The sequence below is a fragment of the Sphingopyxis sp. UBA6723 genome, from assembly GCF_002454115.1.
In the GTDB taxonomy this organism is placed as follows: domain Bacteria; phylum Pseudomonadota; class Alphaproteobacteria; order Sphingomonadales; family Sphingomonadaceae; genus Sphingopyxis.
The window spans coordinates 242,407-267,915 of the sequence record NZ_DKIH01000010.1; the positions used below are offsets into that span (position 1 = coordinate 242,407).

At 64.4% G+C, this 25,509-nt stretch carries 29 protein-coding genes; 15 read left to right on the plus strand and 14 right to left on the minus strand.

Translation table 11 applies throughout. The annotated features are described in order from the left end of the window. Positions 1-14: 14 nt before the first annotated feature. The 12 genes from B4F07_RS09750 to B4F07_RS09805 form a co-directional block, all read right to left on the minus strand. Complete coding sequence (locus B4F07_RS09750) at positions 15-497, minus strand: GNAT family N-acetyltransferase (protein ID WP_349681321.1); 483 nt, start codon at positions 495-497, stop codon at positions 15-17. After that, the gene (locus tag B4F07_RS09755; RefSeq protein WP_293701235.1) at positions 494-1,603 is read right to left on the minus strand and encodes a M14 family metallopeptidase; all 1,110 of its coding nucleotides are present in this window, start codon (positions 1,601-1,603) and stop codon (positions 494-496) included. The genes B4F07_RS09750 and B4F07_RS09755 overlap by 4 nt, the downstream gene beginning before the upstream one ends. Continuing rightward, complete coding sequence (locus tag B4F07_RS09760) at positions 1,600-2,211, minus strand: DUF4136 domain-containing protein (protein WP_293701234.1); 612 nt, start codon at positions 2,209-2,211, stop codon at positions 1,600-1,602. Before B4F07_RS09760 ends, B4F07_RS09755 begins: the two co-directional genes overlap by 4 nt. Before the next feature lie 71 nt (positions 2,212-2,282). Beyond that, entirely contained in the window at positions 2,283-2,951 is a 669-nt protein-coding gene (locus B4F07_RS09765; protein ID WP_293704743.1) for a cell wall hydrolase, read from the minus strand. 193 nt (positions 2,952-3,144) lie between these two features. Then, a complete protein-coding gene (locus B4F07_RS09770; RefSeq protein ID WP_293701232.1) occupies positions 3,145-3,483 on the minus strand; it encodes a DUF1491 family protein in 339 nt (112 codons plus the stop codon). 21 nt (positions 3,484-3,504) lie between these two features. Further along, positions 3,505-3,969, minus strand: coding sequence for a PTS sugar transporter subunit IIA (locus B4F07_RS09775; RefSeq protein ID WP_293701231.1), 465 nt, complete (start codon positions 3,967-3,969; stop codon positions 3,505-3,507). A gap of 148 nt (positions 3,970-4,117) precedes the next feature. Further along, positions 4,118-4,690: a ribosome hibernation-promoting factor, HPF/YfiA family gene (gene hpf, locus B4F07_RS09780; RefSeq protein WP_293701230.1), complete on the minus strand. Its 573-nt coding sequence runs from the start codon at positions 4,688-4,690 to the stop codon at positions 4,118-4,120. A gap of 47 nt (positions 4,691-4,737) precedes the next feature. Further along, positions 4,738-5,439, minus strand: coding sequence for a DNA polymerase III subunit epsilon (gene dnaQ / locus B4F07_RS09785; RefSeq protein ID WP_293701229.1), 702 nt, complete (start codon positions 5,437-5,439; stop codon positions 4,738-4,740). A gap of 19 nt (positions 5,440-5,458) precedes the next feature. Continuing rightward, positions 5,459-6,082 carry a dephospho-CoA kinase gene (coaE, locus tag B4F07_RS09790; RefSeq protein WP_293701228.1) on the minus strand — a complete coding sequence of 208 codons (624 nt, stop codon included), beginning with the start codon at positions 6,080-6,082 and terminating at the stop codon, positions 5,459-5,461. Further along, on the minus strand, positions 6,079-6,894 hold the full coding sequence (gene aroE / locus B4F07_RS09795) for a shikimate dehydrogenase (protein WP_293701227.1): 816 nt from the start codon (positions 6,892-6,894) through the stop codon (positions 6,079-6,081). The genes coaE and aroE overlap by 4 nt, the downstream gene beginning before the upstream one ends. Then, on the minus strand, positions 6,891-7,487 hold the full coding sequence (locus B4F07_RS09800; RefSeq protein WP_293701226.1) for a Maf family protein: 597 nt from the start codon (positions 7,485-7,487) through the stop codon (positions 6,891-6,893). The genes aroE and B4F07_RS09800 overlap by 4 nt, the downstream gene beginning before the upstream one ends. Continuing rightward, entirely contained in the window at positions 7,484-8,296 is an 813-nt protein-coding gene (locus tag B4F07_RS09805; protein WP_293701225.1) for a pyruvate, water dikinase regulatory protein, read from the minus strand. The genes B4F07_RS09800 and B4F07_RS09805 overlap by 4 nt, the downstream gene beginning before the upstream one ends. 349 nt (positions 8,297-8,645) lie before the next feature. Here B4F07_RS09805 and hemE point away from each other — a divergent pair, with 349 nt between their 5' ends. From hemE to B4F07_RS09835, 6 genes are all read left to right on the plus strand, one after another. Further along, entirely contained in the window at positions 8,646-9,674 is a 1,029-nt protein-coding gene (hemE, locus tag B4F07_RS09810) for a uroporphyrinogen decarboxylase (RefSeq protein WP_293701224.1), read from the plus strand. A gap of 1 nt (position 9,675) precedes the next feature. Beyond that, positions 9,676-10,125 carry a CopD family protein gene (locus B4F07_RS09815; RefSeq protein WP_293701223.1) on the plus strand — a complete coding sequence of 150 codons (450 nt, stop codon included), beginning with the start codon at positions 9,676-9,678 and terminating at the stop codon, positions 10,123-10,125. Positions 10,126-10,321: 196 nt separating this feature from the next. Then, the gene (rho, locus tag B4F07_RS09820) at positions 10,322-11,575 is read left to right on the plus strand and encodes a transcription termination factor Rho (RefSeq protein ID WP_293701222.1); all 1,254 of its coding nucleotides are present in this window, start codon (positions 10,322-10,324) and stop codon (positions 11,573-11,575) included. A 9-nt stretch (positions 11,576-11,584) separates the two neighbouring features. Next, positions 11,585-11,818, plus strand: a complete 234-nt coding sequence (locus B4F07_RS09825; RefSeq protein WP_293701221.1) for an antibiotic biosynthesis monooxygenase family protein — start codon at positions 11,585-11,587, stop codon at positions 11,816-11,818. Positions 11,819-11,877: 59 nt separating this feature from the next. Beyond that, positions 11,878-12,603: a TerC family protein gene (locus B4F07_RS09830; RefSeq protein WP_293701220.1), complete on the plus strand. Its 726-nt coding sequence runs from the start codon at positions 11,878-11,880 to the stop codon at positions 12,601-12,603. A 103-nt stretch (positions 12,604-12,706) separates the two neighbouring features. Beyond that, entirely contained in the window at positions 12,707-13,108 is a 402-nt protein-coding gene (locus B4F07_RS09835; RefSeq protein WP_293701219.1) for a DUF1489 family protein, read from the plus strand. A gap of 13 nt (positions 13,109-13,121) precedes the next feature. Here B4F07_RS09835 and B4F07_RS09840 read toward each other — a convergent pair whose 3' ends face one another. Further along, positions 13,122-13,478: a nuclear transport factor 2 family protein gene (locus B4F07_RS09840; protein WP_349681322.1), complete on the minus strand. Its 357-nt coding sequence runs from the start codon at positions 13,476-13,478 to the stop codon at positions 13,122-13,124. 47 nt (positions 13,479-13,525) lie between these two features. Beyond that, positions 13,526-14,224, minus strand: a complete 699-nt coding sequence (locus tag B4F07_RS09845) for a dienelactone hydrolase family protein (protein ID WP_293701217.1) — start codon at positions 14,222-14,224, stop codon at positions 13,526-13,528. A gap of 105 nt (positions 14,225-14,329) precedes the next feature. Here B4F07_RS09845 and B4F07_RS09850 point away from each other — a divergent pair, with 105 nt between their 5' ends. The 9 genes from B4F07_RS09850 (at position 14,330) to B4F07_RS09890 (ending at position 25,497) form a co-directional block, all read left to right on the plus strand. Continuing rightward, positions 14,330-14,623, plus strand: a complete 294-nt coding sequence (locus B4F07_RS09850) for a DUF6489 family protein (protein ID WP_293701799.1) — start codon at positions 14,330-14,332, stop codon at positions 14,621-14,623. Positions 14,624-14,646: 23 nt separating this feature from the next. Beyond that, complete coding sequence (gene mnmE, locus B4F07_RS09855; RefSeq protein ID WP_293701796.1) at positions 14,647-15,951, plus strand: tRNA uridine-5-carboxymethylaminomethyl(34) synthesis GTPase MnmE; 1,305 nt, start codon at positions 14,647-14,649, stop codon at positions 15,949-15,951. Positions 15,952-16,135: 184 nt separating this feature from the next. Beyond that, entirely contained in the window at positions 16,136-17,998 is a 1,863-nt protein-coding gene (gene mnmG, locus B4F07_RS09860; RefSeq protein WP_293701216.1) for a tRNA uridine-5-carboxymethylaminomethyl(34) synthesis enzyme MnmG, read from the plus strand. A 393-nt stretch (positions 17,999-18,391) separates the two neighbouring features. Then, entirely contained in the window at positions 18,392-19,069 is a 678-nt protein-coding gene (rsmG, locus tag B4F07_RS09865; RefSeq protein WP_293701215.1) for a 16S rRNA (guanine(527)-N(7))-methyltransferase RsmG, read from the plus strand. Beyond that, a complete protein-coding gene (locus B4F07_RS09870; protein ID WP_293701214.1) occupies positions 19,066-19,848 on the plus strand; it encodes a ParA family protein in 783 nt (260 codons plus the stop codon). The genes rsmG and B4F07_RS09870 overlap by 4 nt, the downstream gene beginning before the upstream one ends. Continuing rightward, a complete protein-coding gene (locus tag B4F07_RS09875) occupies positions 19,849-20,808 on the plus strand; it encodes a ParB/RepB/Spo0J family partition protein (protein WP_293701213.1) in 960 nt (319 codons plus the stop codon). It abuts the gene before it with no gap. A gap of 342 nt (positions 20,809-21,150) precedes the next feature. Then, entirely contained in the window at positions 21,151-21,648 is a 498-nt protein-coding gene (locus B4F07_RS09880) for a DUF4402 domain-containing protein (RefSeq protein ID WP_293701212.1), read from the plus strand. Between the two features lie 213 nt (positions 21,649-21,861). Continuing rightward, positions 21,862-22,692 (plus strand): molecular chaperone, encoded by an 831-nt coding sequence (locus tag B4F07_RS09885; protein WP_293701211.1) that lies wholly within the window; start codon positions 21,862-21,864, stop codon positions 22,690-22,692. A 30-nt stretch (positions 22,693-22,722) separates the two neighbouring features. Continuing rightward, positions 22,723-25,497 (plus strand): MSCRAMM family protein, encoded by a 2,775-nt coding sequence (locus B4F07_RS09890; RefSeq protein WP_293701210.1) that lies wholly within the window; start codon positions 22,723-22,725, stop codon positions 25,495-25,497. Positions 25,498-25,509 lie beyond the last annotated feature (12 nt).

Genomic DNA, 25,509 nt, shown 5'->3' on the forward strand with positions numbered 1-25,509 from the left:
CCCCGTTTTCGTTTCTAAAGCGCGCGCGTCATGAAGCGGCTAAACGGGTCGGGTTTATAGTCTGCGAAGGGGGCGCAATCGTCGAAGCCATAGCGGCGGTAGAGCGCAATCGCGGGTTCGAACGGCGCGCCTGAACCGGTTTCCAGACTGAGCCGTTTCAGCCCGCGGCCATGCGCTTCGGCGATAATATGGTCGAGCAAGCGTGCGGCAACGCCGCGGCGCAGGAAGGCGTCGGCGGTGCGCATCGACTTGATCTCGCCATGTTCGGCATCGAGCGTCTTGAGCGCGCCGCACCCCGCCAGTGCCTCACCATCATGGATCGACCAGAAGGTCACATCGTCGGCATTAAGCCCGTCAAAATCGAGAAAATGACAGCTGCCCGCGGGCGAGTTCGCCAGCATCCCCGCGAAATGCTGTTCCAGCAACGCGCGGATCGCGGCGCCGGACAGATCGTCTTCGACAATCCGCCAGGCCCCGTCCCCCGCGCTGTGTATCACAGCATCTGGTCCAGCGTCGCTAGACACGCGTGCGCCAGCAGCTTCGAGCGCTCGGGCGACCAGCCCGCGACCGGGTCGGGAAGGTCGTCATTGTCCTTGAACGGCATTTCGATCGTCATTGACACCGCGCCGAAGCGCTCGGCGAGCTGGGTCGTCGACATCGACAGATTCGCCTTGCCCGGCGCCGATTCGCTGTAGCCAAGTGCGACCTGGAAATCGGGCGTGTTCGCCGCGAGCGCGGTCTGGAAAGCCTTGTATTTTTTCAACTGCTCGGGCTTCAGCGACGGGATACCTTCAAATCCCGCGAGGAAAACCGCCGGGATCGCTTCGTCGCCATGGACGTCCATCGCCCAATCGACCCCGCTTTCGTCCATCGCGCTGCGCACGCACAGCACTTCAGGGCTGCGCTCCGCCGTCGGATTGTCCCATTCGCGGTTGAGGTTTACCCCCGCGAAATTGGTGCGCAAATGGCCGCGCCGCGACCCGTCGGGGTTCATGTTGGGGACAATGTGGAAACGGCATTTCTTCAGTAGTGAGCGCGCATGCGGATCGGCGGGGTCAGTGAGCTTTTCGAGCGCACCCTCGACCCACCATTCGGCCATGCTCTCGCCCGGATGCTGGCGCGCATAGAGCCACACCTGCGTATCGCCGCTCCCCATTTCGAGGCAGTCGATCGGCTGGCCTTCGAGGCTGGTGCCGAGGCATCGATAGGTGACGCCTTCGCACTCGGCGACCGAGGCGATCAGGTCGTGGTGTCGCTCCATCGAAAAGGGCGCGAAATAAGCGAGGTAGAGGATCGGGCTTTCGGCGGTGTGGCGGATGGTCAGCGTGCCGGCCTGATAGCTGGTATCGAGGCGAAACCAATAGTCGCGGTCGTAGCTCGCGCAGGCCGCATAACCCGGCCAGCCGTCGGGATAAGCCGAGGCATCGAGCCCGGTGATAGCGAGTTCAAGCGCATCGCCGACCGCGCACGACACGCGGAAATGGAACCACTGAAAGAAATCGGAGTCGCGGTCCTTGCGGATCGACAGGCGGGCGGACGTGCCGTCGATGGCGTCCACGACGATGTTGCCGCTGTCGAACGCGGCGTTGATGGTGATAGTCATGGGACGCTGATAGTGCGTCCCGATTCGCCGGGGAAGTCCTTGAATAGGGCCTCGGCCAATTTTGCTGCGGCAAGCGACGGTTGCGACGCGGGCGCCTTTACCGGGATTGCCGCGAGCGCGCGGCCTTCCCACAACGCCTGCCCGGTCGCGGCATCGTCGATGCGCACCGAAAGCTGCATGTCGGCCATCCGCTTGGGACCGCCGCCAAGGTTGATGCCGATACCGAGTCCAACCCCCGAGCCATAGCTGCCGGTCGAACCGCCGACCCCGACCGATACGGGCGAGCGGCGCCCCTCTAGCGGTTGTTCGCTGCGTTCAAAGGCGATCCGGACCAGCAACGGGGCGCGTTCGTTGGTCCCGGCGGCGACCAGCCCCTGGCGCTGCAATTGCTGGTCGACCGCAGAACGATAGCTGTTCCATTCGAGCGACGGCATGCCCGCGCCCGGCCCGTCGAGCGGCGCGGTTGCGATGGCGTATCGCGTCCCCGGCGCCCAGCTGGGCACAGCGTTATGAAAGCGAGTGACCTCAACCGGCGGCACCGCGGTGGCACAGCCACCGAACGAAAGCGCCGCTGCGCAGAGCAGGGCGACAGAAATTTGACGCGTCATCGGGTTATCATGCGCCACCAAATATGGCTTGGCAATGAATGGGATGCTGCCGCGTCGCGTCGTCTTGCGCCTCAGCGATAGAAGATGTGGTTGTCGATCTGTGCGATGCGCGTCTTGCGCCAGCCCGGCGAGACATAGCGGGCGTGGAAGAACAGCGCGCCCGGTGCATGATTCTTCCAGCTGCCGTCGCGGGCGATCTGCGCGATCGCAATGGCGTTGTTCCACTGCGCGCCTTCGCGGATCGCCGGCATCCTGCCGCCACGGACAAAGCTGAACTGGCTGCGCTGATGGACGACGCCGCACAGGCTTTTGGGGAAGCGGCCCGACTGGGCGCGATTGATCACGACATGCGCGACCGCGAGCTGGCCGACGAGCGATTCGCCGCGCGACTCGAAATAAACGGTGCCGGCAAGGCAGCGCAGCTCGGGATCCAGGTCCGCCGGGCGAGGGGTCGCAGCGACGAGCGCAGCGAGCGATTCGGCGGTGACCGGGGCCGGTTTGGATTCCGGGGCCGGCGCTTCATCGGTATTTTCGTTGATTCCGTCGATCGGCGCATCGGCCTTGATCGACAGATCCGCCTGTTCAGCCACAACCGGCGCATCGGCGCTGGGGGCGATGAGGGCGGGAAGATTGGCGTCGGCGGCAAGATCGCTTGCAAAGCCGGGTTCCGCCAAAAGCAGCATGGTGGCGGCAGTCATGCCGACGGCAGCCACGCTGGCTACGTTCAAAATACGACTCATTATGTCCGTCAAAAGTGCGGCCGATGAACCGAACCTCTCAAAACAGGTGGGGGGCTATGGCCCAATACCGCCTGCGGTCATCGTCCGACTGCGTGTCCATCCCATTTTGCCGGGGCATCGCCAAGACGATGCAACCCACGGGACGACCTACGCGTTATCGAATGGGCGCCACCTATTGTGCAGCGCAACAGAGTCAAGTTAACGTCGCCCATTCCGCGACGAGTTGTGGCGCATCTGCGATGTCCAGTTCTACGATCCACAAATCGGGATCCGCCTTTTGTCGCCGGTCCTGGTAGTTCGCGCGCGATTCACCATCTTTGGGGTCATCGGGGCCGACGGCCTCCCAGATATGGCGGCCAGTCGGTGAAAAGCGCCGTTCGAGTAGCGGGCCGGGCTGGCCGCGCTCGGTGCATTGGACAAGGATTGTTCCCGAATGCTCGTCGCCTTTGACGAGGATCGTCGCAAAACCGCCAGCCGATTCGGTGCGGCGCAGCAACAGGTCGACGAGGAAGCGGCTGGTCAGCCGCGTCATGGCACGGTCAGCGCCGCGACGTTAGGCCGCGTCACGCGTTTCGGTGTCGGCGAGCAGCGCGTATAGCGCCTCGTCGCTCTTTGCACCGCGCAGCCGTTCAGCGATCGCTTCGTTACGCAGCATACGCGAAACCCCGGCGAGCGCCTTGAGATGATCCGCGCCGGCGTCAAGCGGCGACAACAGCACGAACAGCAGGTCCACCGGCAGCCCATCGACCGCGTTGAAATCGATCGGCCGCGACAGTTGCAGGAAAAGGCCGCGGACCCCGGTCAGGTCCGCCAATTTGGCATGTGGCAGCGCGATCCCGCGCCCGAACCCGGTCGAACCGAGCCGCTCGCGTTCGAGCAGCGCTTCGCTGACTTCGCCCGCGTCGAGGCCGAGCGAGCGGCTGGCGAGGTCACCGACGAGAGGAAACAGCGCTTTTTTCGAATCGATCGGCACATGCGCGCGCACGGTCGCCGGATACAAAAGGGAGGAAAGGTTCATGGGTCTGGTCAAATCTGTATAGCCACCGGGCAAGGGGCCGGTTGTTCCGTAACGATGATCGCGGATCGGTGAGTCCGGCGCCCCGCCATACCGGCATAGGACGTTGTTGGGCGCGGCCCTTATGCCGGTTGGCGAAGAAAATCCAGTCCTATCGTGGTTCGACCCAGCCGATCGTCCCGTCATCGCGGCGATACACCATGTTGTGTGTACCGGTCTTGCTGTTGACGAACAACAGGGCGTTGGTGTTGCGCAGGTCGAGCATCATGACCGCATCGGACACGCTGCTATTCGGAATATCGACCCGCGTTTCGGCGATGATTGCGGGGGCATCGCCGGCATCATCGTCGTCGCCGGCGTCGAACACCGTATAGCCTGCGTTTTCTTCGATCTCGTCAACTGTCGGTGACGGCACCGCAGCGCCATTATTATGGTCCTTCAGGCGCCGCATATAGCGTCGCAGCTGCTTTTCGATGCGCTCGGCGGCGCCCTCAAACGCCACATGCGCATCTTGCGCCTGGCCATGCCCCTTGAGCACCAGCCCCTGCATCACATGCGCAACGATGTCACACTGGAAACTGTCGTGCGGGCCTTTGCCAAAGGTGGCGTGTGCGCCGATCGCCCGGGAGAAATATTTGTCGGCAATCGCGTTCATCCGATCCGACACATGCGCCTGCAGCGCTTCGCCGGTTTCGATCTGGTGGCCAGAGACGCGGATTTCCATTTTTCTTCTCCTGCTATGTCCGGTGCGATGACATCAAGGGAGCGTCGTCACACCGTATCGAGCCACAGCGGCTGGTTCAGCCCTGCGACAAATTCGGCATGGCGCGCGAGATCGGCGGCCGATGCCATATGGGGTCGGGGTTCGCGGAACGGACGGACATGGCCGCGCGCCGCTTGGGAGATGGTCGGCGCCAAGGCTTCGGTACCGGGTGCCGACGATGCCAGCCCCAAACCGATCTGTCGTCCACCGGTCATTTCGATATAGAGATGCGCCAGCAATTCGGCGTCGAGCAGGGCGCCATGCTTGACGCGGTGGCTGCGGTCGATGCCGTAGCGGGTGCAGAGGGCATCGAGGCTGTGTTTGGCGCCGGGGTGGAGCTTGCGCGCCATCTGCACCGTGCAGCACATCCGCGCCATGTCGAGCGCGGGGCGTCCCGCGCGCGCCAGCTCGGCGTTGACGAAACCAAAGTCGAAGGCGGCGTTGTGCGCAACCAGCGGCGCGTCGCCGAGAAATTCCATCAGGTCGTCGATGCGCTCAGCAAACAAAGGCTTGTCCGACAGAAACTGGATCGACAGGCCGTGGACCGCTTCGGCAGCGGCGGGCATATCGCGCTCGGGGTTGAAATAAGCGTGAAAGGTCTGGCCGGTCTCACGGCGATCCACCAGCTCGATGCACCCGATTTCGACCAGCCTGTCCCCGGTCTTGGGATCGAATCCCGTGGTTTCCGTATCGAAGATGATCTCTCGCATTGAACCATTAATCTGGACCCTATCGGGCGCGGAAACAAGAGGCGATGGCGCGAATCTGGCGATGCGTCTCGCTTTTGGGTCCGCCTGTGTCGATGACGAAATCGGCGCGCGCGCGCTTGACGCGGTCGGGAACCTGCAACCGCCGGATTGCTTTCAGGCGGCCATAGGTCATGCCCTGTCGGCGCATCACCCGCTTGGTCTGCATCCATGTCGGCGCCGACACCACCGCAATCGCCCCGACGCGCCGCCAGCCGCCCTTTTCGAAGAGCAGCGGGATGTCGAGCACCACGACGTCGCGGGCGCGGTGGCGGGCGAGGAATTTTTTTTGTGCCCGAAACACCGCGGGATGGACGATCGCTTCGAGCGCGGCGAGTTCGTGGCGGTTGCCGAGCACCAGCCCCCCGAGTTTCTGCCGGTCGACCCCACCGGGTCCGGTGGTGCCAGGAAAGCGCGCTTCGATCGCCGCGACGAGCGCGCCGCCCGGGCCTTGCAACCGGTGGACTTCGGCATCGGCATCGAATACCGGCACGCCTTCGCGTTCGAACATCGTCGCTGCAGTCGATTTGCCCATGCCAATCGAGCCGGTGAGGCCGAGGATGAAAGGCCGCCGCAACCGCGAACCGGGGCGGGGGTGGTGGGTCATGCAATGAGCAGCGCGCGCAGTTCGTCGTCGCGGCCCTGGGGCGGCGGCGCGCCGAAAAACAGCTCGAAGGCGAGCGCGGCCTGGCCGATCAGCATGTCGAGCCCGTCAATGGTGTCGAGCCCACGCGCGGCGGCAGCCTTGAGCAAGCCGGTCTGGAGCGGCGCATAGACGAGGTCATAGACAATCGCGTCTTCAGGAAGCGGCGACAGGTCAAGATCGAGCGGCGGCTGCCCGGTCATGCCAAGGCTGCTCGAATTGACGAGCAGCGCGACCGGCGGGAGCGCGGCGTCTAGCTGGACGACATCGCCCTTCAGTCCGAAGGTCGCGAGCAGGCCCATCGCTTTCAATGGGCTGCGATTGAGGATGGTGACATGGCCGACGTTCGCGCGTGCCAGCGCGAACAACACCGCCCGCGCCGCGCCGCCCGCGCCGACAACCGCGACCGGCGCGCCGTCCAGATCGAGCTCGGCAAGCGGCGCATAAAAGCCCGCCGCGTCGGTGTTGGTGCCGATCACCGACCCGTCGGGCTGACGCACGATTGTATTCATGGCCCCGATCGTACCGCGAATATTGCCGGGGTCGTCGACCAGGTCCATGACCGCGACCTTGTGCGGGATGGTGACGTTGCAGCCGCGCCAGCGGGGATCGTCACGGCGCTCGGTGAGGTAGGCGGCGAGATCCTGAGGCTTGATATGGGCGCGCCGATAATCCCCCGCGATGCCGAGCGCGTCGAGCCAAAATTTGTGGATCAGCGGCGATTTCGACTGCGCGATCGGATCGCCGATCACCTCGGCATAGGGAGCGCTGCTCATGACTTAGCCAATCCGGTGGCCCGCAGCCACGCCAGCAGCGGGAGCATCGGCATGCCGATGATCGTCCAGGGATCGCCTTCAACCCGCTCAAACAATTGCACGCCCGCTCCCTCAATCTCGTAACAGCCGACGGTCCAGCGGATGCTGTCCCAATGCTGCGCGACATAGGCGGCGATGAAGGCGTCGGACAAGGGGCGCATCCACAGCTTCGCCTCGCCGATCGCGCGCCACACCGGCGCTCCGTCGCGCGCGGCAACCGCGGCGCTGAACAGACGGTGGCGCGTTCCCGCCATGCGGCGAAGATGGTCAGCCGCCTCTTTGGGTGTTTCGGGTTTCGACAGCATTGTCCCATCGTCGAGCGCGAGCGTTGAGTCGGCACCGATCACCGTAACCCCCGGCAAGCGCGACGAGATTTTGACGGCTTTCGCTTCGGCGAGCGCGTCGGCGATATTGCGCGGCGTCTGGCCCGCGGCGAGCAGCGATGCGGTCAGCGCCTCTTCATCGACATGCGCGGCAGTCGTTTCGAACGCGACTCCCGCGGCACGGAGCATCGCGGCGCGGCCGTTGCTTTGCGAGGCAAGGAGAAGCGTCATCCGGCGCTGCGGTCCTCGACCAGCTTGATCACCGCCGCCGCGGTCTCCTCGATCGAGCGCCGTGTCACATCAATCACGGGCCAGCCATTGTCGGCGAACATGCGCCGTGCATAGGCCAGCTCAGCTTTCACCCGCTCGTCGTCAACATAGGCGGTTTCGGGCGCCTGATTGAGCGAGAGCAGCCGGTTGCGCCGCACCTGCACCAGCCGGTCGAGCCCGGTGGTCAACCCGACGACCATCGGGCGCCTCAGCCGGAACAAGACATCGGGTGGCGGCGATTCAGGAACGATCGGGATGTTCGCGGTCTTGAACCCGCGGTTGGCGAGATAGATGCTGGTCGGCGTCTTCGACGTGCGCGACACCCCGGCAAGAACGATGTCGGCCTGTTCCCAATTTTCCCAGCCGATGCCGTCGTCATGCGCAACGGTGAACTGAATCGCCTCGACCCGCGCGAAGTACGCGGCGTCGAGCTGGTGCTGGCGTCCCGGCCGCGCCTTCGCCTCCTGACCCAGCATCCGCGACAGCGCATCGGTCACCGCGTCGAGCGCGGGCACAAGCGGCAGATTGAGCGCCCCGGCGCGACGTTCGAGGCTGACGCGCAGGTCGCCATTGACCAGCGTGAACAGGATCATCCCCGGACTGGCCTGCACTTCGGCCATGATCCGATCGAGATGCGATTCCGACCGCACCATCGGCCAGAAATGGCGCACCACCTCGACATCGTCGAACTGTGCGATGGCCGCCTTGGCGATATTTTCGAGAGTCTCCCCTGTGGAGTCGGATATGAGATGAAGGTGAAGCCGGCCCATCGCGGCACCATGGCGGGAAGCTGCCAAGAAAGGCAATCCCGGATCAGCTTTGGAATGCCGAAAAGCCGCCTGTGGATAAGTTTTGGACAAGCGCGGGGAGCAAATGGGTACGGAGGATTCATCCCCGGGCGTGTCGAATCCGCTCCGCCACTTGTCCACAATGGACAAATCTTATCCACAGGCTGTGAATTAGGGGCACAGAGGTTCGCGACTCTGAAGCAAAGGGAGGCATGATGAGAGTCAAGCTGTTGGCAAAAACGACGCCTCGGCCTAAAGCCCCGCTGTCCGCCGACCAACAAACCACCACAATTTCATTTAAGATATTATTGATAGAAGAAAGAGGGGCCGTGTGAAGGCGTCACCGAAGAGTTTGCTGGCCGTGCTGCGCGGGGCGCGGCAAGAGCGCCCGCCCTTATGGCTGATGCGCCAAGCGGGACGCTATCTGCCCGAATATCGGGCGCTGCGGGAAACCAAGGGTGGTTTCCTCGAGCTCTGCTACGATCCCGAAGCCGCGGCTGAGGTGACCTTGCAGCCGATCCGCCGTTTTGGGTTCGACGGATCGATCCTGTTTTCCGACATTTTGATCGTCCCCCATGCGCTCGGACAGAAATTATGGTTCGAGGCGGGCGAGGGGCCGCGGCTGGCCCCGCCGCTGGTGGACAGCGCGTTGGCATCGCTCGAAGCAGTGCCCGCGCGGCTCGATCCCATTTATGCGACGGTAGCGCGCGTCGCCGCGTCGCTGCCTGCCGAAACGACCTTCCTGGGCTTTGCCGGAAGCCCGTGGACGGTTGCGACCTATATGGTGGCGGGGCAAGGGTCGAAGGATCAGGCCGCAGCGCGGCGCATGGCGTTCGGCGATCCTGCTGCGTTTCAGGCGATCATCGATGCGATCGTCGACGTTACGGTAACTTACCTGTCGGGGCAGATCGAACATGGCGTCGAGGCGGTGCAATTGTTCGACAGCTGGGCGGGCAGCCTGAGCCCGGCGCAATTCGAACGCTGGGTGATTGCACCGAACGCGGAAATTGTCCGCCGTCTGAAGGCGATGCATCCCGACACCCCGGTGATCGGCTTTCCGAAGGGCGCCGGCGGCAAGCTGCGCGCCTATGCCGATGAGACCGGCGTTAATGCGATCGGGCTCGACGAGACGGTCGATCCCGACTGGGCCGACCGCGTCGTGCCGCAACATCTGCCGGTGCAGGGCAATCTTGATCCGCTGGCGCTGGTTGCGGGCGGGCCCGCATTGGACGCCGCGATCGACCGTATCCTTGCAGCGTTCCCGGCGCGACCCCATATCTTCAACCTCGGCCATGGCATCGTCCCCGACACGCCGATTGCCCATGTCGAGCATCTGATCAGACGGGTTCGCGGCGGGTAACATGGCAGACTGGGCAGGATTTTTGGGGGCGACGATGCTTTGGGTCAAAGCGGCGCATATCATTTTTGTGATCTTCCTGATGGCCGGCCTGTTCATGATGCCGCGCTTTTTTGTCTATCACCACCAATGTGCCGTTGGATCCGACGAGGACAAAAAGTGGCTCGATCGCGAAGACCGCTTGCGCCGGATCATCCTGACCCCGTCGCTGACGATCGTCTGGGTGCTCGGGCTGCTGCTCGCCTTCAACGGCAATTATTGGGGTGAGACCTGGTTCATTGCAAAATTCATCCTGGTGTTTGCGCTGTCAGGCTATCACGGCTGGATGATCGGCTATTTCAAGAAGCTCCAGCAAGGCTTGCGGCCGCTCACCGAAAAGCAGCTCCGGCTGCTGAACGAAGTCCCCGGTGTCGCTGCCGCGATCATCGTCATTCTGGCGGTCGTTCGGCCCTGATATCCGGTGGTCCTGGCGCAGGTCCGATTGACTTGCTCCCGCCGCGGTTATAGGGGCCGTGTCAATCCCGCCAGCCGGGCGGCGCTTCCCGAGCGCCGAAGCTATCGCAAACGGTCGTCCCACGGCCGGATAGGCACCCCAGCGGTGCAATGAAAATCGACTGCCATTTTTCCTGAAATTCACCTGGAATCCATCCATGCATCTTAAAGAACTGAAAACGAAATCGCCCGCCCAGCTGGTCGAAATGGCCGAGGAACTGGGGGTCGAGGGCGCTTCGACGCTGCGCAAGCAGGATCTGATGTTCTCGATCCTCAAAGAGGTCGCCGAGGATGAAGAAATCATCGGCTCGGGCACGATCGAAGTGCTGCCGGACTCGTTCGGTTTCCTGCGTTCGTCCGAAGCCAATTATCTCGCCGGTCCGGACGACATCTATGTCTCGCCGAACCAGGTCCGCAAACATGGCCTGCGCACCGGGGATACAGTCGAGGGCGAGATCCGCGCCCCGCGTGACGGCGAACGCTATTTCGCGCTGACCAAGCTGATCAGTGTCAATTTCGACGATCCCGATGTCGTCCGTCACCGGGTCAATTTCGACAATTTGACCCCGCTTTATCCGAACCAGAAGCTGTCGCTCGACACCGTTGATCCGACCGTCAAGGACAAGTCGGCGCGGGTGATCGACCTCGTCAGCCCGCAGGGCAAAGGCCAGCGCGCGCTGATCGTCGCGCCGCCGCGCACCGGTAAAACGGTGCTGCTGCAGAATATCGCCAAAGCGATCACCGACAATCATCCTGAGGTTTATCTGATCGTCCTGCTGGTCGATGAACGCCCCGAGGAAGTCACCGACATGCAGCGCAGCGTGAAGGGCGAGGTCGTTTCCTCGACCTTTGACGAACCCGCGACACGCCACGTCCAGGTCGCCGAAATGGTGATCGAAAAGGCCAAGCGTCTTGTCGAGCACAAAAAGGACGTCGTCATCCTGCTCGACTCGATCACCCGCCTTGGCCGTGCCTACAACACCGTCGTGCCGTCGTCGGGCAAGGTGCTGACCGGCGGTGTCGACGCCAATGCGCTCCAGCGCCCGAAGCGCTTTTTCGGCGCCGCGCGGAACATCGAAGAAGGCGGGTCGCTGTCGATCATCGCCACCGCGCTGATCGACACCGGCAGCCGTATGGACGAAGTGATCTTCGAAGAATTCAAGGGCACCGGTAACAGCGAAATCGTCCTCGACCGCAAGGTCGCCGACAAGCGCATCTTCCCCGCGCTCGACGTCGGCAAGTCGGGCACGCGCAAGGAAGAGCTGCTTATGGAGAAGGACAAGCTCAGCAAAATGTGGGTGCTGCGCCGCATTCTCATGCAGATGGGCACCATCGATGCGATGGAGTTCCTGCTCGACAAGATCAAGGATTCGAAGACCAACGAGGACTTTTTCGATTCGATGAACCAATAACGCGGATCGATGCGGCACGATCGTCAAACCCGCGCTGTTCAGGTTCGGGTCGACGAAGGGGCCGCTTTCGAACGCGCCTTGACCAAAGCGCGCCCACTGTTCGCAGCTTTACCCGGATTTTTGGGCGTGGAGGCAGGGTGCGAGCGCGAAGCAGTGGAAACTTACTTGCTGATCGTGCATTGGGACCGCATGGAAGACCATCGCGATGGTTTTCGCTGCTCTGATCGATATGACGAGTGGTGAATACTGCTGCATTCTATTTATGACCCCGTTCCTGTCGTGCAACATGTCGGAGAGCTTGTGTGATTGACCTTTTGTTGACCGCTGCCACCACGGCCGCACAGGGACTGGGTGGTCCCAGCGAGATGTGGGGCCATATCGTCAATGATTTTTCGAACATTACCGAACCCGCCGCGATGGCGGCCTTTTTGCAGGTGTTGCTGATCGACCTCGTTCTGGCGGGCGACAATGCGATCGTCGTCGGCGCGCTCGCCGCGGGCCTGCCCGCCGACCAACGCCGCAAGGTGATCATTATCGGTGTGCTGGCTGCCTTGGTGCTGCGCATTGCCTTCGCTTTGGTCGTCACCCAGCTGCTCCAGATCGTCGGGCTCATCTTCATCGGCGGCTTGCTGCTTGCCTGGGTGGCGTGGAAAATGTGGCGCGAACTGCGCGAGGGCGCGCATTCGGCCGGATCGCCGGAAGTCGCGGGCGACGAGCATTCGGGCCTGAAGCCTGCCAAGAGCTTTGCGGCGGCCGCTTGGGCGGTTGCGATCGCCGACGTGTCGATGAGCCTCGACAACGTCCTCGCAGTCGCTGGCGCGGCGCGCGACCACCCCGGGATCATGATCGTCGGCCTGATCGTTGCGGTCATCCTGATGGGCGTCGCCGCGAACATCATCGCCAAATATATCGAACGCTATCGCTGGATTGCGTACTTCGGCCTTGCGGTCATCGTCTATGTCGCGGTCAAGATGATCTACGACGGTTGGGTCGACCCGTCGGTCGGGCTCGGCACCTTGCTGGGCTAGACAGCATCGATATCCGAAGCCGACGGGTCAGATACCCCGTCGGCGTCGGGACGATCGCGGCATATCGGCTTGGTTTTCGCCGTCGCCGCACCATTTAGGCTCGATGCCCCCACTTCATCTCACCAAGGTCGCGGTCGGTTGCGCGCATGTCGAGACGTTCGCGCGCCGGGTGGCGACGCGCGTGCGCGAGGGCGAGGTGCGCTATGCGACGCGGATGCGACCGAAGCGGATGGATGAGCTGGTTGGCGGTTACCTGCACTGGATCATCAAGCATAGGATCGTCGCACGGCAGCAGATTTTGCGCTTCGACGATCGCAAGGATGGCCGGATCGACATCGTCTGTTCGGAGGATGTGGAGATATTGCCGCCGCTGTCGAAGCGCGCGCATCAGGGGTGGCGCTATCTGGCCGATGAGGATGCGCCGAAAGGCATGGCCGAGCACGACGGCGTTGCCGATCTGCCACCACATCTTTACCGCGAACTTGCTGCGTTGATGCTGATCTAGCGCGGCGCGAACGCTAGTCCTGCGCGGCCAGCATCTCGCCCATCTTTTCCCAGACCTTGTTGATCGCCTTGAGCGGACGGACCATCACCTTGAAATCGATGATCTTTCCGTCTTGGTTCCAGCGGATGATATCGACGCCATTGATGTGGATACCGTCGAGCGTCGTCGCGAATTCCAGCATTGCCTGGTCGCCGTTAATGATCTCGCGCTCGTAGCGGAAATCGTCGCCGCCGAGGACATGGCTGGCAGCATGAAGATAGGCGAACACTTTGTCGCGGCCCGCCTGCGGCGAATGAACGACCGGCGAGTGGAACACGGCATCCTCGGCCAGCATATCACGCAGGGCCTGCGGGTCGCCGCCGCCGTCCATATAGGCGTGCCACGCCGCGACGCCTCTATGAGCAAGATCGGCAGCGCTCATGCCAGATGCTCGGCGAAAAAGGCCTTGGTGCGGCCATCGGCAAGCTGCGCGCCCGCCTCGTCGCGGCGATTGCCACTGGTGGCGGCAAAGCCATGGTCGAGCCCTTCATAGTCGTGGAGGGTGACCTTGGGATGCGGATCCAGCCCCTCGTGCATCTTCGCCTGCGCTTCGGGACCGACGAGATGGTCGGCGGTCGGGATATGCAACATCAGCGGATGTGCGATCGCATGGCTCTCGTTCAGCATCTGGTCGATCATCACGCCATAATAGCCGACCGACGCGTTCACGTCGGTGCGCGCCGCGGCCATGTATGCGAGGCGCCCGCCGAGGCAGAAGCCGACGCAGCCGACCTTGGTCGCGCCTTGGGCGTGGAGCCAGCGGATCGCCGCCTCAATATCCTTGACCCCGTCGTCGGCATCATATCGGCCGAAATAGCCGAAGGCTTCCTGCAACTCCGCCTCGACATCGGGGTCAAGCTCGACCCCGGGAGCAAAGCGCCAGAACAGGTCTGGAGCGATCGCGAGATACCCTTGCGCCGCCCATTCGTCGCATTTCTCGCGAATGCCGGCGTTCACCCCGAAAATTTCGGGAATGACGATGATCGCGTGCGAGCTGTCGGCATCGGGGCGCGCGACATAGGCGGGGATGGCATTCGTCCCGTCGAGCGCGGGGATCGTGATGTTCGTCGCGGACATGTGGGGGGTTCCTGACTCTTGCTAAATGGCGTTGAAAGCGCGAAGCTAGCGGGGCTGCGGGCGTGGCTCAAGCGGCTTACCGGTTTATCGGGGCGGAGACAGGCGATGAAGTTCAATATCGAGATCGATTGCACCCCGCAGGAGGCGCGGCAGCTGTTCGGCCTGCCCGATCTGGAACCGCTGCACGATGTCTATCTCGACCGCGTCAAGGACTTGATGGCGAAGGGGATTACCCCCGACATGGTGCAGGCGATGGTCAAGACCTGGGTGCCGATGGGCGAGAGCGGGCTGGGGTTAGTCCAGTCGCTGCTCGGCCAGTTCGGCAGCGGGCTGATGGGCGGTGCGAGCAAATCGGCCGCGACGGACGACGACAAGCCGGCGCGAGGGCGCAAGAGCTGAATCAAGAGAGCGTCAACGACACAATTTTTGCCCTGTCGAGCGGGATGCCGCCGGCGGCGATTGCCGTCGTGCGGGTCAGCGGGCCGCAGGCGGGTGCGGCGTTGCAGGCGCTGGCCGGGCGTGTGCCTGCGGCGCGGCGGGCGACGCTGGCTGACCTCAAGACCATCGACGGAGAACCCCTCGATCGCGCCCTGATTCTGTGGTTTCCCGGACCGGCGACGGCGACGGGCGAGGATCTGGCCGAGTTGCACCTTCATGGCGGACGGGCGGTCGTGGCAGCGGTCGAAGCGGCGCTGGGGGCGCTGCCGGAATTACGTCGCGCAGAGGCGGGTGAGTTTACGCGGCGGGCGTTCCAGAACGGGCGGATCGATCTGGCGGAGGCCGAGGGGTTGGCCGACCTGCTGGCCGCGGAGACCGAGAGCCAGCGGGTGCAGGCGCTCGGTATGGCAAGCGGGCATGTGTCGCGGGCGGTGGAGGGATGGCAGGAGCGGCTGCTGACCCTGATGGCGGGGGCCGAGGCGGAGCTGAATTTTGCCGATGAAGATGATGTCGAAGTTGGCGAAGGTGTCGCGCAGCGGTTGATTGCGGGGATGGCAGCTTTGGCGGACGAGCTGGGGCAGTGGCTGGCGCGGCCGGGGGCGGAGGTGATTGCCGATGGGTTGTCGGTGGTGATCGCGGGGCCGCCCAATGCCGGGAAATCTACACTTATCAACGCGTTAGTGCAGAGGGAGCTGGCGATTGTATCGCCGGTGGCGGGGACGACTCGCGATGTGATCGAGACGCCGTTGGCGCTGGGCGGGATTGCGATGCGCTTTTCGGATACGGCGGGACTACGCGGCGAAAGTGCCGATGCGATCGAAATGATAGGGATTGATCGCGCGAAGGCGGCGGTGGAGGCGGCGGACATATTGTTGTGGCTGGGCGCGCCGCGCGACGTGCCGAACCATCCGCGCGCCATTCTGATCGCAGCGCAGGCCGACCGCTGGCGCGGCGACGCCGCGGCCGAAGCCGATGCGGCCCGGTGCGATCTGACCCTGTCAGCGGCGACGGGCGAGGGGATGGACCGGCTCCATCGCATGATCGTCGAAATGGCGCGGACACTGCTGCCGCGCGAGGGCGAAGCTGCACTGCGCCAGCGCCAGCGCGCGGCGCTGGCCGACGCGAAACAATGGCTGGAGGTCGAGCCGCGATCGCGCGAGGCGTCGGACCTGATTCTGCTCGCCGAACGGTTACGGTTGGCGAGCGGGGCGCTTGACCGCATTACGGGGCGTGCGGGGGTAGAAGATATGCTCGACACGCTGTTCGGTCGTTTCTGCATCGGGAAATGATGTTCCACGTGGAACAGCGATTCTGACGCGGGCAGGGTGTAAGCTGAATTTTCTCACACAAAGACACAAAGATGGCGCGTCGGCCAGCAGCCGAACGCGCCATCTTTGTGTCTTTGTGTGAGATTTTGATCGCGCGGCTCGCGGTGGATTTCATCAGCGCTTTCGGCTATGCGCCGACACAATCATGCACATTAGCACAATCTATGATGTTGTCGTCGTCGGCGGGGGCCACGCCGGGACCGAGGCCGCGGCCGCCGCGGCGCGGCTTGGCGCGCGGGTGGCACTGGTCAGTTTTGATCCGGCGCTGATCGGGACGATGTCGTGCAACCCGGCGATCGGGGGGCTCGGCAAGGGGCATCTGATGCGCGAAGTCGACGCACTCGACGGGTGGATGGCGCGCGCGGCGGATAGCGCAGCGATCCATTACCGGATGCTCAATGCGTCAAAAGGCGCGGCGGTGCAGGGGCCACGGATCCAGGCCGATCGGACGCGCTATCGCGATGCGATCCAGCAGCTGCTCGCCGCCGAGGATGGCATTACGGTGATTGCAGGTGAAGCGGCGGCGCTGCGGCTATCCGACGATGGCGCGGTGGTTGAAGGGCTTGAGCTGGGAGACGGTACGGCGCTGACCGCGCCCGCCGTCGTGCTGGCGACCGGCACCTTCCTGGGCGGACAGATGTTTCGCGGCGAGGAGCGGATGGTCGGCGGGCGCATTGGTGAGGACGGCGCGCATCGGCTCGCCGAGCAGCTGCGCGCGGCCGATCTGCCGATGGCAAGGCTCAAGACCGGGACGCCGCCGCGGCTCGATGGGCGGACGATCGACTGGGCGCGACTCGAAGAACAGCCTTCGGACGGTGGTACATGGACTTGTTCCACGTGGAACAGCGAGCGGACGGTGCCGCAAATTTTTTGCGCGATCACGCGCACCAACGCCGAATCGCACGCGATCATAGCCGACAATCTGCATCGATCGCCGCTGTTCACCGGTGCGATCGGCGCGGCGGGGCCGCGCTATTGCCCGTCGATCGAGGACAAGATCCACCGCTTCGCCGATCGCGACGGGCATCAGGTGTTCTTGGAGCCCGAGGGGCTGGACACGCACCTCGTCTATCCAAATGGCATTTCCACCTCGCTGCCCGCCGAGGTCCAGCTGAGCATGCTGCGGACGATGGAGGGGTTGGAGGCGGTCGAGATGGTCGTGCCGGGCTATGCGGTCGAATATGATCATATCGATCCGCGCGCGCTCGACCGGACATTGCAGGTCCGCGCGATGCTCGGCCTCTATTGCGCGGGGCAGATCAACGGCACGACGGGGTATGAAGAGGCGGCGGCGCAGGGGCTGGTCGCGGGCGCTAATGCGGCGCTGGCGGTGCAGGGGCGCCCGCCGCTGATCCTCGACCGTTCCGAATCCTATATCGGGGTGATGGTCGACGACCTGGTGCTACAGGGGGTAACCGAGCCGTACCGGATGCTGACCGCGCGCGCCGAATATCGGCTGCGGCTGCGCGCCGACAATGCGGCAACGCGGTTGACGCCGAAGGGGATTGCGCTGGGGCTGGTGCGACCGGCAACGGCGGCGCGGTTTGCGGCGCGGCAGGCGGAGCGTGCGAGGGCCGAAGCCTTGCTAGCGGTATCCGTCACCAGCGCGGATTATGGCTTCATTGGCATGACTATCCCGGGTGATGGCGTCGCGCGGACGCGGATCGAGTTGCTACGTTTTCCCGATGTGACGATTGCGACCCTGGCGCGGCTCGCACCCGAATTGGACCCGATCGATTCGACGATCCTCGACGAGTTGGTCGAGGACGCGCATTATGCGCCGTATATTTCGCGGCAGGATGCCGAGCTGCGGTCGCTGGCGGCGAATGAGGCGATCAGCCTTGATCCGGCGCTCGACTATGCCGCGATCGGCGGGCTGTCGCGCGAGATGGTCGAGAGGCTGGGCAAGGCGCGGCCTGAGACCTTGGGGCAGGCGGCGCGGATTGATGGGGTGACGCCCGCAGCGCTGACCGCGATCATGGTGCATAGTCGGCGGCGAGCGGCCTGAGAGCGCCGCGGCAGGATCTTAGAATATCCCGCAAAGACACAAAGAGGGCGGTTCGGCCTCGGAAGCACCTGCCGGGGTAGCGCGGAGCGCAGTTCGAAGGATATGTTGCCACCCGATGCTCTTTTCTGGCGCATCGAGTGTAGGGTCTGATCCGGGGTTCCGTTCGTGTCGAGCGAAGGCGAGACACCCATCTGCCTGTCGCTAGTCGACAGGTGTCTCGACTTCGCTCGACACGAGCGGAAAACTGATGAGAGGGCCCTATTTGCGACGCGCGGAAAATGAGGGCTGACGCGATATCTTTGCGCCTTTGCGTGAGCCAATAGAAATCTCACGCAAAGGCGCAAAGGCGCGAAGAAGGACAAGCGGGACAGCAGCTTACGCTGGAATGACGAAATGGGGTGTAGCAAGATGGATGGCGGAGTAGCGGCGTTGGATGGAGAAGAGGCGGCGCGCGACTGGATCGCGGCGACTTTTGCCCCGTCAGCCAATCAATGGATGCGGCTGGAGCAGTTTGCGACGATGCTGGTCGCCGAGAGTGCGCAGCAGAATCTGATCGCCGCGTCGACGATTCCGATCTTGTGGGTGCGGCATATTGCCGACAGCGCGCAGTTGCTGGCGCTCGATCGCGATCGCGATGGGCTGTGGCTCGACCTGGGCAGCGGGCCGGGCTTGCCGGGGCTCGTCGTCGCGCTGCTGAGCGAGCGGCCGATGATGCTGGTCGAATCGCGCAAGCGGCGGTGTGATTTCCTGCGCGCGGTGGTTGCCGAACTGGCGCTGGCGCATGTCGAAGTCCTCGAAGCGCCGCTCGAACGCCTCGAAACGCGCGCCGCGGCGACAATCAGCGCGCGCGCTTTTGCGCCGCTCGACAAACTGATCGACTTATCCGCCCGTTTTTCCACCGAATCGACGCGCTGGCTGCTGCCAAAGGGGCGAAATGCGGTTAAGGAACTGGCGTTGTTGCCGCAGGCATGGCAGAATCTGTTTCACGTGGAACAAAGCCTAACCGACGCTGACAGCCAGATCTTGGTCGGAACCGGGCAAATCACGGACAAGAAACGAGGAAAAGCATGATCCGCATTTGCGTGGCGAACCAGAAGGGCGGGGTTGGCAAGACGACGACCGCGATCAACCTGGCGACCGCACTCGCGGCGACCGGCTGGCGCACGCTGATCATCGACCTCGATCCGCAGGGCAATGCGTCGACCGGGTTGGGGATCAAGCAGGCGCAGCGCGAATTTTCGAGCTACGAGTTGCTGCGCGGTGATGCGACGCTGCGCGAATGTGCGATCCCGACCGCGGTGCCGCGGCTCGACATCGTCCCGGCGACGGTCGACCTGTCGGGCGCCGAGATCGAGCTGATCGAATTTCAGGATCGGCTGCACCGGATGCAGCAGGCGCTGTCGGGTCCGGACGCGGCGCAGTGGGACATCTGCCTGATCGATTGCCCGCCGTCGCTGGGGATGCTGACGCTCAACGCGCTGATCGCCGCCGAATCGCTGATCGTGCCGCTGCAATGCGAGTTTTTTGCGCTGGAAGGATTGAGCCAGCTGCTCACGACGGTCGAGCGGGTGCGCGAGCGGTTCAACCAGAAATTGTCGATCCTGGGCGTCGCACTGACGATGTTCGACCGCCGCAACCGACTGACCGACCAGGTGTCGGACGATGTGCGCGAGGTGCTGGGCCCGGTGGTGTTCGAAACGGTGATTCCGCGCAACGTTCGTTTGTCCGAGGCGCCGAGCCATGGTTTGCCGGCGCTGATCTATGATCATCGCTGCGCCGGGTCGGCGGCGTATATCGCCTTGGCACGCGAGCTGATCGATCGTCTGCCCAACGTCCGCAAGGCTGCATAAATGGTTGATAAACAAGACGAAAATGGAGCATCGCCGGCGCGCAAGCGGCCGTCGGGACTGGGGCGCGGGCTGAACGCGCTGTTCGGCGATGTGGCGGCCGAAGCGCCGGTGCTGGCGAGTGCGGGAAGTGCCGCAAAGGCGGCGCCGACGGTATCGGGCGACGCGGTGCAGCATGTACCGCTGGGATCGATTCGTCCGCTGCCCGGCCAGCCACGACGCCATTTTGACGAGAATGCGATCGCCGAACTTGCCGATTCGATCGGGCTGCGCGGGCTGTTGCAGCCGATCATTGTCCGCCGCGCGCCGGATGGCGACGGCTATCAGCTGGTCGCGGGCGAACGGCGCTGGCGCGCGGCGCAGCGCGCCGGTTTGCACCAGATTCCGGCGCTGGTCCGCGAACTCGACGATGCCGCGACCTATGAAATCGCGCTGGTCGAGAATATCCAGCGGCAAGACCTGAACGCGATCGAAGAAGCGGGCGCCTATCGCCGCCTGATCGACGATTTCGGGCATAATCAGGAAGCGCTGGCCAAGCTGGTCGGCAAATCGCGCAGCCATGTCGCGAATCTGATGCGGCTGCTCGACCTGCCCGACGCGGTGCAGGCGCTGATCGGCGACGGATCGCTGGCGATGGGGCATGCGCGCGCGCTGATCGGCGCCGCCGATGCCGAGGCGATCGCGCGGCGGGTGGTCAAGGAAGGCCTGTCGGTGCGCACGGTCGAGGCGCTGGTGCGCGACGGCAAGGGCGGCGGGCGCAAGGCGCCGCTGGAATATAAGAGCATGGACGGCGTCGGACGCGATCCTGACATCGTCGCGGTCGAGCGCCATTTGTCCGAATTGCTCGGCATCGGGGTGGCGATTCAATATGCGGGCGGCGGTAAGGGCAATCTGACGCTGAAGTTCGCATCGCTCGACCAGCTTGATATGATCTGCCAGCGATTGAGCGGCGAGGCGATTTGAAGCTTGCCCGTTACCCCGGCGTTCGCCGGGATGACGATTGGGCCGTGCGAATCGATCAGGCGCCATTTTCTGTCTTCTATGCGATGCTGTCCGCCGCGCGCTTAATTTGTGCCAGTCCGGGCCGTTAAAGAAAGACAGGCGGTCCCCACGATCTCCTCAACATCAGGCTAAAAGCCTGATTTCGCTTGCTTACCATGGGTAAGGCGGGCCAATTCCTACTGCGCTGTTAACCAAGCTTGCTGGCAAAGGCTGAACCTGTCGCCCGCTAAACAGGTCGGCGAATGGGGTGGGATATCCATTCGCGTTTCGACAATCAGTTTTCGAATTCAAGGGACCAAACATATGCGCAAATTTGGAATGAAGCGCGCCATCGTCGGCGCCGCGATTGCTGCCCTCGCCATGAACGCCTCGGCGGCACATGCGGCTTCGGCAACGGGTACGGCCACGGCCAAGATTCTGCGTCAGATCACGCTGACCAACACCAGCGCCCTGCAATATGCCACGATCATCAGCGGCGCGACCGCTTCGACGGTGGCGGTGACCACGGCTGGTGCCCGCACCTGCGGTGCCGGGCTGACCTGCACGGGGACCACGACAGCGGCAAACTTCGACGTTCAGGGCACCAGCGGTGCGGTCGTTCTCGTCGGCGGCGATTCGAGCGTCACGCTCAACGGTTCGCTGGGCGGCACGATGGCATCGACGCTGACCTATTCGGCGGCGAACATCACGCTCGGCACCACCGGCGGCAGCTTCCAGGTCGGCGGCACGCTCAGCGTCGGCGCCAACCAGACCGCGGGCGACTATACCGGGACGTTCAACGTCACCGCCAACTACCAGTAAGGTGGGGGAGATGGCGGGCGGAAGCGCCCGTCAGCCAATCAGGGGTCGCCGGGCGCAGGTCTGGCGGCCCCTTTTCTATGCGCAGCGTCCAAGAGATCGACATGGCAAGTGACGGTCATGGTTAGCGAAATATCAACCATGTTGGCGCAGGCAGGATGCGACCATCGGAAAGGTGTGGGCCTTTCCGGACAAACGATTGTGGGGATCGTATCCATGTTGCGCTTTTTCAAAGGCTTCGGCCTGCTTTCTGTCGTTTTGCTCGGCGCCGTGACGGTGCCGGTTCAGGCGGCGGGTGACCTGCTCGTCGCGCCGACGCGCGTCGTTCTCGACGGATCGCGCGGTACCGAGGTGGTGCTGAACAATATCGGGTCAGAACCGGCGACCTATCGGATCAGCCTGGAGATCAAGCGGATGACCGCAGCGGGCGGGCTCGACGAGATCGCCGAGGCCAACGTCACACCCGCCGAGCGCACCGCGCTCGACATGATCGCGTTCAGCCCGCGCCGCGTCACCCTGCCGCCCAACCAGCCGCAGGTGATCCGCGTCGGGGTGCGTATCCCCGAGGGTACGCCGCCGGGCGAATATCGCGCGCATATGCTGTTCCGCGCCGTGCCCGATGCAGCGCCCGCCGTGGCGGCTGACCCGGCGAAACCGGCCGCGACCGGCGTGTCGATCGCGCTGATCCCGATTTACGGCATCACCATCCCGGTGATCGTCCGTGTCGGCGATCTGGGCGCCGAAGCGACGATCGGCGAGGCGTGGGTCGGCGACACTCCCGATGGCCCGGCGTTCAATTTCGGGCTGACGCGGACAGGCAATCGCTCGGTCTACGGCGATATCGAAGTCACGCGGCCGGGGGTGAGCGAGCCCTTGCTCGTGGCGCGCGGCATCGCGGTCTATCCCGAGGTCGGCGCGCGCGAGGTTTCGCTCCGCGTGCCGCCCGAACTCGCCGCAAAGCTCAAAGGGCCGGTGCGCATCCGCTATAGCGAGGACCGCGAGATCGGCGGCGGCACGATCGACGAGGCCGAGCGAGTGGTGAAATGACGGGTTAAGGACGGGGCGAAAGCCAAAGCCGTGATCCGCGCGGCGCTGACCCGATGGAAACCGGCGGTCCTCGCCGGACTGGCGCTGGTGGGACTCGTTCCCGCTGGCGCGCAGGCCGTTGATAAAGCGCCGGTTTCGCTGGCGACCGACAGCTGGGCGCCGAACGAGGACGACAGCTGGCTGTTCGACATGCGGTCGGGGCAATATCGGCTGGGCGACGGAGTGCGCGGCTATCAGACGCCGCAGGGGGTGTGCGTCGACCTCGCCGATGTCGTGCTCGCGCTCGACCTGGCGGTGCGCATCGACAAGAAGTTGCGCCGCGCAACCGGGTGGGTGTTCGACGAACGTCGCAGCCTGACGATCGACCGCGACGCGGGCGAAGTGCGCGCGGGGAGCCAGAGTTTCCGCCTCTCCGCCACGATGATTCGCGATACGCCCGCGGGCTGGTGCGTCGATCTGGACAGTTTGAACGCCTGGTTGGGGGTGCCGATCGTTGCCGACCTGTCGAACGCGGTGCTGCGGATCGACACCAAAGACAAGCTCCCGTTCCAGCTCGCCGCCGAACGGCGTGCCCGCGCGGCGGGGATCCGGCCGGCGGCGCAGTTCGACCTCGCGAGCCTGCCGCAGGCTTCGCGGCCGTATCAGGCGTGGGCGACGCCGTCGGTCGATGTCGTCGCGACGGCGGGGTTCGTGTCCGACCGGCGCGGTGGTTCCTATGTTCAGGGGCGGTACGAGATTTTTGCGGCGGGCGAGGTGCTGGGGCAGAGTTTCGATGCGCGGCTGTCGTCGGATAATGAGGGCGTGCCCGACAGCCTGCGGATGCGGCTGTATCGTACCGATCCCGAAGGACGTCTGCTCGGGCCGCTGAAGGCGACGCATTATGCGGTGGGCGATGTCAGCCTGCTGTCGACTGGCGCAGTCGCGTCGTCGGCGCCCGGGCGCGGCGCGGTGGTCACCAACCGCCCGATCGAGCGTCCCGACAGTTTCGACAAAACGACCTTCCGCGGCGATCTGCCCGCCGGATGGGATGCCGAACTCTATCGCAACGGCCAGTTGTTGGCGTTCACCAACCCGAATGGCGATGGCCGCTATGAATTTCTCGACGTTCCGCTGCAATATGGCGCGAACCGCTTCGAGATCGTGTTGTACGGCCCGCAGGGACAGGTCCGGCGCGAAATCAAGCAGGTGCAGGTGGGGATGGACTCGATCCCGCCGCAGCAGACCTGGTATTGGGCGGGGTTCGCGCAGGAAAATGCCGACCTGATCGAGTTCGGCGGGCGACGGCGCGGGCCGTTCCGGCGCGGCTGGCGCGGGACGCTTGGTCTAGAGCGCGGACTCGACACGCGCACATCAATCGCGGCCTATGCCCACAGCCTGATGATCGAGGATGTCCGGCGCAACTATGCTGAGGTAGCGCTGCACCGGTCTATCGGGCCGACCCTGTTGGAGGTCGGCGGCAGCTACGCCGACGATGGCGGCGGCGCGGTGCGCGCGAGCTGGCTCGCGGCGTTCGGCGAAACCTATATCCGGGCCGATGCAATGCGCGGCTGGAACGGCTTTGTGTCCGATCGTTTTATCAGCAATATCAATGGCCTCTATTCGATCTCGGTCGATCAGTCGGTCAAGCTGGGGCAGACGGTGCTGCCGCTGCATTTCGATGTGCGCCACATCGAACGGCGATCGGGCATCGACAGCATCGAGGCCAGCGCGCGCGCGTCGGCGAGTTTCCGCGCGCTGACCTTTACCGGGCAACTCGACTGGAGCCGTACCAAAGCGCCAATCGGTCCCGATCCGCCCGACAATTTGACCGCCAGTCTGCTCGCCAATGCCCGGATCGGGCGCGTCCGCCTGCGCGGTGAGGCGCGCTTTGCGCTGTCGGGCGACAGCAGCGACACGCGCGTGGCGCTCATCGGCGAATGGGCAGGGAAGGGTGATGCCGAATGGCGCGCCGAACTTGGCTATGACCGCGGGCTCGAACGCGCGCGCGTCGGTGCCGGATATACGCGCCGTTTCAATCGGTTACAGCTGAGCGGTTTCGGCGAAGTGGCGAGCGATGGATCGCTCGCGGCGTCGCTTTCGCTCGCCTTCAGCCTGGGGCCGAAACCTAACGGCGGCTGGCGGGTGTCGAGCGAAAAGCTGGCGAGCCGCGGCCAGGTGATCGCCGATGTGTGGATGGACGACAATGGCGACGGCATCCGCCAGCCGGGCGAAGCCGCGCTGGCGGGCGTGCCGCTGACCGCGGGCAACGCCTATGTTGAAGCCGCGACCGACAAGGACGGCCGCGGGACGATTGACGGGCTGGAGCCGTTCCGGCCGGTGCTGATCGGCATCGACGCCGGCAGCCTGCCCGATCCCTATGTCCAGCCCGCGCTGCTCGGCGTGGTCGTGTCGCCGCGCCCCGGCGTTGCGACGCGCGTGTCGCTGCCGATGGCGGCGGCGGGGGAGATCGAGGGTGTGGTGCGGCGCGACGGCGGCAACCCGGTCGAGGGGCTGGCACTCGAATTGGTCGATGCCGAAGGCCGGGTGCGGGCGACGACGCTGACCGAGTTCGATGGCTATTTCCTGTTCGAAAGCGTGGCTTATGGGCGCTATACGGTGCGGCTGGGCAAGGCGTCGGCGGCGGCGCTCCGGCTCGATGGCGGTTTTGGAGTCGCCGCGGTTCCGGGCAAGGCAATGCCGCGGGTACGGCTGGGCACGCTGGCGCTGAAGCCGTTGCGGCGCGACGCGGCCGTGCCCGATGGAGCGGCGAAGGGCGAGGGCAACGGCGCGCGTGGGCCGCCGGGTGAAGGGGACGGGGGCTTATAGCTGACAATCGGC